The following is a 14,199-nucleotide window of genomic DNA, read 5'->3' on the forward strand; positions in this document are numbered from 1 at the left end:
ACTTAACAGTATTTTATAGGGTACAATCATATTTATTAATATGCAGAAAACCATAAGCGAAAATAAAATATCATTTTATCTGGTTGCTTCTGCCTTAGTTTTATTTTATATTTCAGATGCATTAAATAAATATTTTCAGGTGAGTTACTCGATAAATGACGACTCTATTGAAAATGCTTTTAGTGCATCAATATATGTGCGTTTTTTGTATGAGGGCTTATTTGCATCAATTATCCTAATAAGACTAAACGAAACCCGCAAAAAAATCATTGTAGGTATTATTGCAATGATTGTAATATTCGCGATTGGACAAAGTGCTTTTTTAATACACTATAATCAACCTGATTATAGTGTATTTTATCATTTCACACTATTAAATAAATATCTATATGTATTTATAATTTATGGTGGTACATATAAAATAATTGACAATAGTGAAGACTATAATTTTTTGACAAAGATTTATGAAAACATTGTTGTTATAAACTCAATTTTAATTTTTGTCGGTCTATTTTTAAGTGTTAATTTATTTAAGTCATATTATTCACAAGATTTCAGGTATGGGTTTGACGGTTTAATACCGGCGATAAATGAAGCAACACTTTTTTATTTTATCGCAATTTCCTATTTCTATTATAAGCATTTCATTCTTAAGCAAAAAAATTGGAAGATGTATCCGGTATTATTGGCTTCGCTTTTATTAGGAACAAAAACCATTTACTTTTTTTTAATATTTCTTTTTTTGTATCATTTGGCAATAAATTTATCGCCTGGTAAAAAAATTATATATGCTACTGTTGCATTAATAATATCAATTTTTTTAATAGTGCCTGTTGTAACAAACCCTGATTATTCATTTTTATATGAACATTTCAAGGATGTATACGAAGAAAATGGATTTTTGTCAATGATTACCTCAGGCAGGATTGATGTGATTGATACCAAAATCAGCGGGAATTTAAGTTATTGGAATATTCTTAACTATTTTTTCGGTGGCACAGATCAGTTTAAATATCAGATCGAAATGGATTTTTTCGATCTTTTTTTATTTGTAGGAATAATTGGGTCGTTATCGATGTTTGTTTTATATTTTAAGACAATTTTTAAAAATCCATATAAAAATATATTTTTTTCTTTTTTTACTTCGTGCTATTTTTTGTTTGCTTTTATGTCCGGTCATATATTTTATAGCGCCACTAATGCACTTAATCTAACTCTAGTAGCTATTTTTATTCGAAATAATTATAACAGCCAATTTTTGCAAAACTTAGTTCAGGTTGAATGAAATTTTTTTTAATAAGTAATATGTATCCAAGTAATGACGATCCTTATTACGGAAGTTTTGTTAAAGAGTTTTATGACGGATTTTGCCGTAAAGGGTATGATTTGAAAACATCAGCGTTAATAAAAGGCCGAACCAGTAATCCTATTCATAAATTGTGGAAATATATCCGTTTTAACTTTGAGATACTGTTTAAAGGTATATTTTGTAAGTATGATATAATTTATGTGCACACGGTTTCACATACGGCAATACCATTATTAATTTTAAGACTTTTTAAAAAATACAAACTTATTGCTAACCCGCATGGCGGGGATATTATAACAATTAATCCTTTCGAAGAGCGCATGCAAGGCTTTGTTAAAAAATTAATTGATATAGCGCAATTAATTGTGGTTCCATCAAATTTTTTTAAAGGTTATATAACAGATAAATTTAATATAGATGAAAATAAAATATTTGTTTCGGCATCAGGAGGCATTGATATTCAACAATTTAACTCAATTTCATGTACCACGACATCCAATAATGATAATATTTTTAAAATTGGCTATGTTTCAAGAATTGATACCGGAAAAGGATGGGATATATTAATTAATTCAATTCATGAACTTGTAAACCAGCATAAAATTAAAAACATTGAATGCATTATAGTAGGTAATGGCAATGAAGTTAGTGATATGAGGACGTTAATTACCCAATTAAATTTAAAAAACATTGTACATTACATAGGCCCTAAAACCAGACAAGAACTTCCCTTGGTATACGCAAATTTTGATATTTTTGTATTTCCGACATTATTAACGGAAAGCTTGGGCTTAGTTGGATTGGAAGCAATGGCCTGTGGAGTCCCGGTAATAGGATCAAAATTAGGCGGTATAACAGATTATTTAATAGATGAGTATAATGGCTACTTTTTCGAGCCGGGAAATGTAGTTGATCTTACAAACGCGCTTTTTAAATTTTATCAATTGGATAACAGTAAAAAAAAGGTTCTTAAACAAAACACTCGGAATACAGCTTTAGATTATGATAATAAAAAAATAATTAGTGATTTGGCTCATAAAATAGAAATTGAATTTACCAGTTAATATAAACAATGCAATTTTGTTTATTACCTAAAATATTATTCAATACAGATATATGTTAAAAAAAGTTGATCTGTTTGGATTTTCATTTATCTCCGCACCTAATATCAATATTATTGCTGATGATATTTTTAAAAAAATATTGTATACCGAAGATAATAAAGCACCATTTTTGATTACTCCTAATGTTGATATACTTGTACAACTCTCAAAACCCGAACATAAGGAACTAAAAGATGCATTAATTAATTCTTTATATATACTTCCTGACGGGCAGCCAATAGTATTGGGTTCAAAATTATTAGGCAAAAGCTTGCAAGCGCGTCTGAGTGGCAGCGATCTTTTTCCGGTGTTATGGGAAAAAACTAAAAGCAGCGACGCTAAAATTTTGGCATTAACAACTTCTCAACAAGTATCAGAACTTTTAAGTAGAGAAAACAGAAATGTTATTTGTTATACCTTACCATTTTTTCAATTCAACGACAACGACAGCATTAATTATATAACCCAGGAGTGTGCAACCATTATTATGGAAAACGATATCAAATTCGTTTTTATAGGTATAAGTTTTCCTAAGCAAAATATATTGTCTATTAGCATACATAAAATGCTGGTCAAAAATAAATTTGATAAGATGCCATTGTTTGCCACTTTAGGAGCATCATTTGAGTTTTATTTAAATTTAAAAAAACGAGCCCCTCTATTTCTTCAAAAAATAGGGTTGGAATGGTTATTTAGATTTTTTAAGGAGCCTAAACGCTTATTCAGACGTTATTTTATCGAGGCACCAAGATTCATTTTGATTTTAATTAAAGAAATTAAGACCAGATAACCAAACTAATAATCAATCTCAGATAGTTTTATCTCCGCAGCGGGCCCCGAATTTATTCGGCGTTATTATTTATGATCATTATTTTTATAATATTGTTGTTTATTCTAAAAAAGCCATGCACTTTAAAAATATTTTAAGGTTAGGCTCAAATGTTAAAGCAACTGCATGATATATATCATGCAAATTTCACCACTCTTTAGTACTTATCTGGCATTATAATTATTCTTAATCGTTAGAATAAATTGTGATATTTGTGTGCGACTATCCGTTAGTATGTCACCTTGATGGATGCAGTTACATTATTTATAAATGATTCACAGGTACACCACATTTATTAAAGCTATAAACCTTAGTGTAGATTATGTCATACTTAATTTAAGTATGGTTTTAGCTTATATTTTTGCTGACAATACTTTTTTATTCTGGACAAGTAATCATTATCTGCCTATAGTACTGGTATTTAATTTAATCTGGCTATTGGCTGCAAACATAACCGGGCTTTATGAGCATGTATTAATTAAAGATTCCATAAAAACGTATCGTGGAGTTATAAAAACCTACCTGCTTTTTATAAGTATTACAAGTTTTACAGTTATTATTTTAATAGGTGCAAAGTCTTATTTTATAACCAGAGAATATTTAATTTATTCGCTGGTATTATTTGGATTCTTAATAAGTATCTGGAAGCTCATTTTTTTGAGCATACGTAAAAACGAACGATCTTCATTAATTGACAGCAGAACCTTTGTTATTATAGGAGGGGGACGTATTGGGCAGGATTTATATCACTTTTTTTCAACTAATCCTGAGTTTAGGTACAAGTTAATGGGGGTTTTTGATGATGAACCTGAAAAGTTAAAATTAAAAGTTCCATATACAGGCCAGATTAAGGATTGTATCAGGTATGTGATATCAAACAAAATTGATGAAATATTTTGCACCTTGCCTATTTCTGAGTCAAGCAAAGTAGAGCAATTAATGATTGAAGCCGATAAAAATCTGATAAGGTTTAAATATGTACCGGAATATTACGATTTTGCTAAAAGACCTACCTATGTTGAAAATTTTGGACATATACCTGTAATATCAGTAAGGCCTGAACCGCTCGAAAATATGATGAATAGGTTTTTAAAGCGTATGTTTGACGTTCTTTTTTCGTTATTTGTCATTCTGTTTATATTTAGCTGGCTTTTCCCAATAGTAGCAGTCTTAATAAAGTTGGGATCTAAGGGGCCTGTATTTTTTGTGCAGATCAGATCAGGCAAGGACAATAAGCCTTTTAAATGTTATAAATTCAGGAGTATGAAGGTTAATTCAGACTCAAATAAAAAACAAGCAACACGTAATGATTCCCGGGTTACAAAATTGGGTGTTTTGTTACGAAGGCTAAGTTTAGATGAGTTGCCCCAATTTTTTAATGTATTGATAGGCAACATGTCTGTTGTAGGCCCAAGGCCACATATGATTAGCCATACCAAACAATATTCGCAACTTATAGATAAATTTATGGTACGGCATTTTCTTAAGCCTGGCATTACAGGATATGCACAAATAAATGGTCTGAGAGGTGAAACCAAAACTACCGAGGCTATGCTTCAACGGGTTGAGGCTGACGTTTGGTATCTTGAAAACTGGTCTTTTCTGCTTGATCTGAAAATTATATTTCTTACAGTTTGGAATGCTGTAAAAGGCGAAGAAAACGCTTTTTGATTTTTTATCGTAATTGCTATTTAAAATAGGGTAATCAGGTTACAATAAAACAAAGTGAGTACAAAATCATTTATAAATCAGACTACAAGTGAATAAAACATATTAAAATTAAATCAATGAATAAAAAGATACTTTACGCCATACTTTTTGTTTTTCTGTTTTCTTGTAAAACGCATGTTAATAGTGATACAGTTGTTTATAACAATGATTTTGAATCGGCTAACACAACAAATATAGAGAATGCTATTCTTGGGCAGTATAATGGTTCGGCAGTACTTGGCCAATATAACAGTAGCAGCAACGCCGGGAATTTCAAGTTAACAGTTAACAACCTGCCCAAGCATGATATAATAACTATTTCTTTTGATCTGTATATTCATGATAGCTGGGACGGAAACAAGCTTGCACCTTATGGGCCGGATATCTGGCAAATGCTGGTGGATGGAAAAGTATATATCAATACTACATTTTCAAACGATATATGCGCTGACGGAAATTTTTGCTCGCCGCAGTCTTACCCGTTCAATTATCCTAATAACTATAATAACCCTAAAAAAGGCGCGTATAAAACTAACCTGTCCGGGCTCTGCAGTGTAACAGGCCCAAATACTACTACACAATATAAAATTACTAAAACCTTTACCCATACCAGTAGCACTCTTGTACTTCAATGTTTGGATAAATTGGTACAAATGGCACAAAGCAATACGTCCGACCCGGGATGCGATGGAAGTTGGTCTGTCGACAATATAAATATCAAAGCGACAACACTATGAAAATAATAAAGCTTACACTTATATGCATTGCTTTTATTGGCATTCAATTTAGTGCACGTGCTCAATCTTTGCCTGTTGGTACCACCGCCATCGAAGATTATTATAGGCGGTTACAATTGTTAGGAACTGTTGATACCTCCGTTTCATTTACAATACGCCCGCTTTATCCTGGTTATTTTAATAAAAACGTGTATTTCCCGGACAATACAGAAATAGGTTTGGATACCGGCAGTACCTGGGTGAGCAAAAACGGTAAGTTAAAAACTGTATTGCTGCCGTTTAATTTTCAAACCGAAGGGAATTCTGATCATCCGTACGGATGGAATGATGGGCCATTGATACCGGCAAAAGGTTTGCAAGCCATGTTCAGTATTGGTTTTTTTGCACAATACGGCCCGTTGTCTATCCAGTTGCGCCCTGAGTTTGTAGGCGCTGCAAACCCTCCGTTTGATACTTTTGATAAAAACCACTACGATGTTATTTTTGCCAGGTATTATGATATCTATAACAATGTAGACCTGCCGGCGCGATTTGGCACCAAACCTTACGCACATGCATATTGGGGGCAAAGTAGTGTCAGGTTAAATTTTAAAGGTATATCGGCCGGGGTATCAACAGAAAATTTATGGTGGGGCCCGGGTATCAGAAACTCGCTGTTAATGAGTAATACTGCGCCGGGTTTTCCACATTTTACGTTAAATACGCAAAAACCGATAAATACACCGATTGGCTCTTTTGAAGGTATGATGATTGGCGGTAATCCTAAAAGTTCAGATTATGCTCCTTTAACACCTGATAAATATTTTTTTGGAACAGATCTGTATGTACCTAAGCCTAAAAATTGGCGCTATTTATCAGGTGTGATAATCACATGGCAGCCAAAATGGGTGCCCGGTTTATTTTTAGGCTTTGACCAGGCACAGCAGGCATATGGTAAAAATCTAAGCGGCATTGGTGATTATCTGCCTTTTTTCTCGACTGTTAGCAAAACAACCGCTACTGATGCACCCATTAATAAACAGGACCGGTTAAGTTCAATGTTTATGCGCTGGCTTTGGCCGCAAGAACATGCTGAACTTTATTTTGAGTATGGTCACTACAATAACACGCTGGATGTTGAACAATCATTACTAAATCCAAATGAGTCTCGCGCTTATATTTTTGGCTTAAGAAAGCTGTTGCCATTTCAACAAAAAGCTGATGAAAATATCCTGATCGGAGTTGAAGTTACCCAGCTACAAGGCACAAGCATTACCGATGATATGCAAGGAAAAGAATGGTATGTTAGCCAAAATGTAAGACAAGGTTATACCAACCAGGGACAGGAATTGGGTGCCGGTATTGGCCCCGGTGGGAATTTGCAGTCGGTAGAAGTTAGTTGGGTAAAAGGACTTAAAAAATTGGGGCTGCAAATTGAGCGGTATGTACATGATAATGATTTTTATTACTATGCATTTCATGACAGCCAGGATTATACACGCCATTGGGTAGATTTAAGCATGGCTTTTAACGGCGAGTGGAATTATAAAAACCTGATTTTTAATGCGAAAATTCAGGGTATAGAATCCCTTGATTACCAGTGGGGCTTAACTCAACAAGGTGATGACATTACATTTCAACATCAACGATATCAATTTAATTTGCAGTTGCAAACTGGGGTAACCTACAGATTCTAAAATATTAAATATGAAAAAAATATTTTTTGTATTTAATACAATACTTGTTTTTGCATGTGTGTTTTTAGCAAGCAAAACATATGCTCAATCAGTACCGGTTGGTATGCCGGTTTTGGATGATTATTATCGCCGGATGCAATTATTAAATAAGGTTGATTCAAATTTGTCTTTTTCTGTCAGGCCTCTTCTTTCAAAAGAGGGATTAAATGCCAAAGATATTTTTGATCCTGATAGTTCGCTGAAAAAAGATCATTGGGTTGCAAGCAGCCAGGTTCTATTTGGTAAAGGGAAAGGTCAGTTTCAGATTTTGCCCATAAGCTGGCAGCAGCAATTTAACTCAGATCATCCATACGGTTGGAATGATGGCGCTATGATTCCGGCACGGGGGTATCAGACAATGGTTAGCGGCGGTTTCTTTGTCAGATATGGCCCGCTAAGTATTCAGTTTAAACCAGAATATGTATATGCCGCTAATACTGGTTTTACCGGATATGCTGAAGGGCACTCAGACGCTGATCTATATCGCTATTATGCCTCTCATAATTTTGTAGATTGGCCTGAACGATATGGTAACAGCGTATACAATAAAGCTTTTTGGGGGCAAAGCAGCATACGATTAACATTTGGCCCTATGTCAATAGGCCTGTCAAATGAGAATTTATGGTGGGGACCCGGTATTCAAAATGCATTGATATTAACCAATAATGCCGCAGGGTTTAAGCATATTACTATAAATACGGTCAAACCTGTAAAAACTTATTTTGGGGATTTTGAAGGCCAGATTATAGCTGGGCATTTAGATAATTCTGCCTATCCGCCGCTATTAATCACAAAATTATCTGATGGCACAAATTTGCTCACTCAAAAAAGAGATGATTGGCGTTATTTTACGGGCTTCAATATCAATTATCAACCTAAGTGGGTTTCCGGGTTTACTTTAGGTATAATAAGAACTTTTGACGCTTATTACAACGATGTGAAGCAAGGCGGTTTTAGTTCATATGTGCCATTTTTTATATCATACATTAAAAAAGATGTTAACAATGGTATTGGCGATTTATTTCCGCGAGATCAAATAACATCTCTATATGCCAGATGGCTTTTTACAAAAGCACAGGCAGAAATATATATTGAATATGGATGGGAAGATAACTTATATGATCTGGCAGATTTTCTACAAACACCAGAGCATTCAAGAGCCTATGTTTTCGGCTTAAGAAAATTTCTTCCAATTAATAATAATGTTGATCAACATATTTTAGTAAGTACAGAAATAACGCAGACATCACAGCATACAGAACATTTTATCAGAGATGTTGGTTTATGGTATGCAAATTACCAATTACTTCAAGGACATACTAATAACGGACAAACTTTAGGTGCCGGGACAGGCACAGGAGGAAATATACAGTCTGTTGATATTAGTTGGATTACAGGGCTAAAGAAAGTCGGTATTCAATTTGAAAGGTATGAACATGACGCTGATTTCGCTGAAAGCTATTTGCCACCAATTAATGGAAATAGCCGTAATTGGGTTGATTTTGCATTTGATTTACATGGAGAATGGAACTACAAAAATTTATTGTTCAACATTAAGTTGCAAGAAATCAAATCATTAAATTATGAATGGATTTTAAAAGATTATAATCCAGATCAATACTATATACCTCACAACGATGTGTATAATTTTCATGGCGAATTAGGTATTACTTATAGATTTTAGTTAATTGTATGATGAAAAAAGGATTAGCTGTATTTAATCTATGTTTTATTACATGCGTAATACTACATATACGTGTTAGTGCACAGTCACTCCCGGTTGGCACACCTGTACTTGATGATTACTACAGGAGGCAGCAATTACTGGGTAAGGTTGATTCAAACCTGTCATTTACATTGCGCCCATTAACACCCATATCCGCTTCAGGCACAAATAATTTATATATCCCGGAGGACAGTACCCGGGTACACGGTTATACTTCTTTTGCAAATGGTGCCGGGGTTTTGCAAATACTACCATTAAGCTGGCAGCAACAATTTAATTCTGATCATCCTTATGGTTGGAATGATGAAGCCATGATACCGGCAAAAGGTTACCAGACCATGATAAGCGGTGGTTTTTATTTAAAATACGGATTTTTAAGCATACAGTTCAGACCGGAGTTTGTATATGCAGCCAATCCAAATTTTACAGGTTTTGCTACGGACCATAGCAATGCAGATCTGGCCCTTTATTATTTATATCATAATTATATAGACCAGCCCGAGCGTTACGGCAACAGCGCTTATAAAAAAGCTTTTTTGGGGCAGAGTAATATAACCTTAACATTTGGCGGAATTGCGTTGGGATTATCAAACGAAAGTATATGGTGGGGGCCTGGCATCAGAAATGCTCTAATATTAAGCGATAATGCCCCGGGATTTAAACACGTTACACTTAATACTACTCACCCGTTAAAAACTTTTTTGGGTTCTTTTGAAGGTCAGATCATTGGGGCAAAGTTAGAAAATTCGGGTTTAGCACCTTTATCAGTAACTTCAACGTCAACAGGAACAAATTTATATAAACCTAAAAGAGATGATTGGCGTTATTATTCAGGTTTTAATATCAACTATCACCCTAAGTGGATTCCAGGATTGACTTTAGGTTTAACACGCGTTTTTAACGCTTATCACTCGGATGTTAAGGGTCTTAATGGTTATGTGCCATTTTTTACACCATATTCGAAAACGGATACTGCCGGCTCTGATAAGTTTGGGCGCGACCAGCTGACATCTCTTTATGCAAGGTGGTTGTTTACAAAAGCACAGGCCGAAGTTTATTTTGAGTATGGATTGAATGATAATTCATTTAATATAGCAGATTTTATAGGTTCGCCGGAGCATTCCAGGGCTTATATTTTTGGGGTACGAAAAATGATTACTATAAATGATGCCAAAGACCAGCATATTTTGTTCAGTACAGAAATAACTCAACTATCACAAACGGTAGATCGTTCTGTACGGCAAGCTGGAGGATGGTATGTCCACAGTCAGGTAAGGGCTGGGCAAACAAATTTAGGGCAAATTTTAGGGGCGGGAACAGGCTCAGGAGGCAATCTTCAATCTATGGATGTAAGTTGGGTATCTGGCTTAAAGAAATTTGGAATCCAGGCTGAGCGTTACGAACATGATGTTGATTTTACCCAACAATATTTACCTAATATAAATGGTAATAGCCGTAATTGGGTTGATTTTGCTTTTGCCTTAGTGGGCGAGTGGAATTACAAGAATTTTATATTTAATGCAAAACTGCAGGAAATTAAGTCGTTAAATTATGAGTGGGTATTAAAAGATTATAATCCGGGCCAATACTATATACCGCATAATGATGTATATAATTTTCACGGCGAACTTGGAATCAGTTACCGGTTTTAATTTTTTTGCGGGTAAATAACAAATAAAAAGCAAGTACCAATTCAAACAATAATATACCTGCCGGTATGGTGATTGAGTACTTGAATTTGTTTTTCTTTAAAGGTAATTCAGGCTCATCAACAATTTGCACGGTTGGTGTAGACTGGGCAAGCATTGTTTTGCTGGCTTCAAGATTTTTTACGGTCTCAGAAAAAACGGTTGATAACACTACCTTATCACGTTCTCTCACTTCAATATTTGCATTAGATGCGGTGTAAGCCGGGTTAAGATCCAAAGTGCTTTGATTAGCGGCCGCGGCCGCGTAAGTTTTACGGTTAAGTATCAAGCCAATACTATCCGCGCGTTTTTGCAAACGATTAACATTATCCCTTAATTTTTGTGTTTTTGTGCTTATATAAAAATCAGTCGATTGATTGATCATCCGTATACAAAAAAGCTGGGCAAGACGCTCGTCTTTCATAGTTGTATTTACTTCAAAAAAACCAAGCTTTTTATCCGTTTTTGCTATTTCAAAATCGCCCGACAATATCAGGGTAGTCATTTCATGTAATAAGCTATCCTGCAACCTTGTATTATGTATACCATTTAAAGGGAAGCGGGTTATCTTGCCGTCCTGACTATACTCGAGCCATTTTTTATTAAGCTTATATACAGCGGCATATTTGTCTGCAAGTGTCTGTGCGCTGTCATAAGCAGTTAGCAACGTTGCTTTTATCAACTTACGGCTTTTTATCAATTCCTGCACGTTATCGCCGGCTAATACGCCACTACCACCACCTACACCGTTCAAATCAACTCCTGCTAAACCTGCTAAAGCAGATAGCCCGCCACCACTGCCTGATGATTTTGAATCGTCAACCACAAAAGTTAATTTGGCGGTATAGGTAGGGTCCCATATCCACGCGGTTAATGCGCCTGCTAAACCTCCGGCAATTAAAGCTACCAGCAACGCGGTTTTAAATCTAAAAACGTATTTGATATCCTTAATGCGGTCGTTAACCAGCCTTGTGATAGAAAATTCAGGTTCGTAAGGGTATTGTGTATTTTCCTGGCTCATTTTTATTTATGTAAAATAGCAACAATACTTACCAATGCGGTTAATGCCGCGGCTATGCTGCCTAAATCACCAAAGCCTATTTTGATTTTATTATCCGGTGTTTTTTCAGGAACTACGATCTTACTGCCCGGTTTAACAACAGGGTAGCGGCGGAAAAATAAGAAATGCCTGATAGGCTGGTTCAAGCCATCAGGGTATTTAATATATGCACCTTTTAATCGTGCATTTTGTGTAGTGCCGGCAGCAGCATTAATGTAATATTTGAAACTACGGCCTTTATAATTAATGTATTGCGGGTTGTTTACCGCGCCCGATACTTCAACGTAAGATATTACACGCGGCACATAAACGCTATCGCCCGGCAGTAATATCATGTTTTTGCCTGATTCTTTTTTAGCTGCCAGGTCTAAATTAACACGTACGCCGTTTCTGAAAACCTGTGTATTCTCCATCGAGCCGTAAGGCGTTACACTACCGGCCCTTTGCAGGAAATCAAGCACGGTTTCATTTCTTTTTTCCACAGGGTACACTCCCGGAAACACAACTTCGCCTTTAACAGCAACATTGCCTAATGACCTATAATTAACCAATCGCGGCACATTGATCACATCCATTGGCTGTAGCTCGATATTGCGATTAGCGTCATTATTGTTACTCATGTCAACAATGAATGTATTAACCTGCTGGTTAGCTACGCTGTCCGATTCATTTTTAATTACCCTGTTTATCTCAATGTGGTGGTCGGCCGCTTCATCAGCAAATCCGCCGGACATAGCAATCACATCCGCCAGTTTTAGCCCTTTACGATAGGTAATGATTGACGGGCGCTTGACATAACCGCTAACGGTTACTTTCTGCTCAGACACAAAAGACTGCCTGTCCATAATAACCACAGTATCCTCGCGCAGCAGCGGTATGTCATTGGTGCCGTTAAGCACATCAGTTGGTTTAAACGGAATGCTTTGTTTCTCTAGGTTTGGCAGCGTTCTGTTAATATAGCCGCGCTCTGTATAAGCTTCGGGTTTTAAGCCTTGTGCCTGTTTTAAAAGCTGGCTTAAAGTAAGGCCTGCAGTAAGCTCGTAAACATCAGGGCGGTATACAGAGCCTTCAAGTACTACACGGTTGGTATAACGGTTGGTAATGGCTCCAATTTGCACCTTATCGCCGTTATGGGGCGTATAGTTGGCAAAAAGATTAGCAGGCACGTCTTTTACCTCGCGCTGTAATTCATTGACCTGGTCAACTTTGGCAACGCCGGTATAAGCGGTATCAGTAAAACCACTGGCGTACCTGATCAGGTCATCTAAATGCTCATCGTCTTTTAACTCATAAATAGCCGGGTTTTTTACCTCGCCACTAATACTTACCCTTTTTTTGTAAACGGGGATCTGTATCACGTCCTGGTCTTCAAGCCTGATATTTCCATCCTGAATGCCGTTTTGCAGGTAGGTGTAAAAATCTATCGTTTTGTAAAGCTTGTTATTTCTTATCAGCTTAATATACCTTAATGAACCATTTGCACCAGGCCCGCCCGAATTATACAACGCATTAGGCAAAGTAGCCAAAGATGATAAGGTATATGATCCCGGTGTTTTAACTTCGCCCTTAACAGTTACTTTTATACTGCGGGTGCTACCCAGGTTCACGGTCAATTGTGTTTGTCCCGAATTTAAACCGGGATAAACCCGGGTCATTTTGCTTCTTATTAAGCTGGTTGCTTGCTCTATTGTAAAACCGTTTACGTATACCAGGCCCGCAAAAGGTATCTGCACATTACCTTCAGGCGTTACCGTAGCCTCAACATTTTTTTCATTCAGACCGGTTAATAGTACAATTACTTTATCGCCGGGGCCAAGCACATAGCTTTTTGGTGTAGCTATAGAAAAATTGGGTTCAAAGCTGATGGCTTGTTTAAAAAATGAAGTCCCGTAAACTTCCAATACAGGTTGCTGTTTTTTTACAACCGGATGCTCCAGTGGCTTTGGTTTTACCACCAGGTCAATAATATCGCGTGATGAGCCTGTTGTCGTTTGTTTATCTGCACCTGCGCTTTTTATAGGCGCGGTAGATTTGCCATTAAGGCCCAGCAGTGTTACCCGGTCTTTAAAGGCCTGTACTTCTTCAGGTGGCAGGCCTTTTTGGGCCATAAGGTCATAAGTTTGCTGTTCAGATAAGCCGCTATCCTGTATTTTTTTCCAGGCTTGTATGATCTGTGCATCAGTAGCCTGGCTTACTTTCATGCTTTTCAGGTCGCTCATGGATATTCCCTGGGCCTTACCCTGGCCGGCAATAAATATTAAACCAAGAAATAATATATAAAACAGGTATTTAATGCGCATGAAGAATTGATGTTAATCTAAG

The 14,199-nt window shown here is 36.1% G+C and carries 10 protein-coding genes; 8 read left to right on the plus strand and 2 right to left on the minus strand.

What is annotated here, in order from left to right:
• Positions 1–40: 40 nt before the first annotated feature.
• From FO440_RS11120 to FO440_RS11155, 8 genes are all read left to right on the plus strand, one after another.
• Complete coding sequence (locus FO440_RS11120) at positions 41–1,285, plus strand: hypothetical protein (protein WP_144248341.1); 1,245 nt, start codon at positions 41–43, stop codon at positions 1,283–1,285.
• Positions 1,282–2,373: a glycosyltransferase family 4 protein gene (locus FO440_RS11125; protein WP_144248342.1), complete on the plus strand. Its 1,092-nt coding sequence runs from the start codon at positions 1,282–1,284 to the stop codon at positions 2,371–2,373. The genes FO440_RS11120 and FO440_RS11125 overlap by 4 nt, the downstream gene beginning before the upstream one ends.
• Positions 2,374–2,425: 52 nt before the next feature.
• Positions 2,426–3,202 carry a WecB/TagA/CpsF family glycosyltransferase gene (locus FO440_RS11130; protein WP_144248343.1) on the plus strand — a complete coding sequence of 259 codons (777 nt, stop codon included), beginning with the start codon at positions 2,426–2,428 and terminating at the stop codon, positions 3,200–3,202.
• 309 nt (positions 3,203–3,511) lie between these two features.
• A complete protein-coding gene (locus FO440_RS11135) occupies positions 3,512–4,912 on the plus strand; it encodes an undecaprenyl-phosphate glucose phosphotransferase (RefSeq protein WP_144248344.1) in 1,401 nt (466 codons plus the stop codon).
• A gap of 116 nt (positions 4,913–5,028) precedes the next feature.
• Complete coding sequence (locus tag FO440_RS11140; protein ID WP_144248345.1) at positions 5,029–5,688, plus strand: hypothetical protein; 660 nt, start codon at positions 5,029–5,031, stop codon at positions 5,686–5,688.
• Positions 5,685–7,364, plus strand: a complete 1,680-nt coding sequence (locus FO440_RS11145) for a capsule assembly Wzi family protein (protein ID WP_186292645.1) — start codon at positions 5,685–5,687, stop codon at positions 7,362–7,364. Before FO440_RS11140 ends, FO440_RS11145 begins: the two co-directional genes overlap by 4 nt.
• Before the next feature lie 10 nt (positions 7,365–7,374).
• Positions 7,375–9,087 carry a capsule assembly Wzi family protein gene (locus FO440_RS11150; protein ID WP_144248347.1) on the plus strand — a complete coding sequence of 571 codons (1,713 nt, stop codon included), beginning with the start codon at positions 7,375–7,377 and terminating at the stop codon, positions 9,085–9,087.
• 11 nt (positions 9,088–9,098) lie between these two features.
• On the plus strand, positions 9,099–10,781 hold the full coding sequence (locus FO440_RS11155) for a capsule assembly Wzi family protein (protein ID WP_186292646.1): 1,683 nt from the start codon (positions 9,099–9,101) through the stop codon (positions 10,779–10,781).
• On the opposite strand, the gene FO440_RS11160 is transcribed toward FO440_RS11155, so the two are convergent.
• Both FO440_RS11160 and FO440_RS11165 read right to left on the minus strand, forming a co-directional pair.
• Positions 10,765–11,838 carry a hypothetical protein gene (locus tag FO440_RS11160; RefSeq protein WP_144248349.1) on the minus strand — a complete coding sequence of 358 codons (1,074 nt, stop codon included), beginning with the start codon at positions 11,836–11,838 and terminating at the stop codon, positions 10,765–10,767. The two genes, FO440_RS11155 and FO440_RS11160, sit on opposite strands and share 17 nt — an antisense overlap.
• A 2-nt stretch (positions 11,839–11,840) precedes the next feature.
• Entirely contained in the window at positions 11,841–14,177 is a 2,337-nt protein-coding gene (locus FO440_RS11165) for an SLBB domain-containing protein (RefSeq protein ID WP_144248350.1), read from the minus strand.
• Between the last annotated feature and the right edge of the window lie 22 nt (positions 14,178–14,199).

This window comes from Mucilaginibacter corticis (assembly GCF_007558865.1).
Taxonomy (GTDB): domain Bacteria; phylum Bacteroidota; class Bacteroidia; order Sphingobacteriales; family Sphingobacteriaceae; genus Mucilaginibacter; species Mucilaginibacter corticis.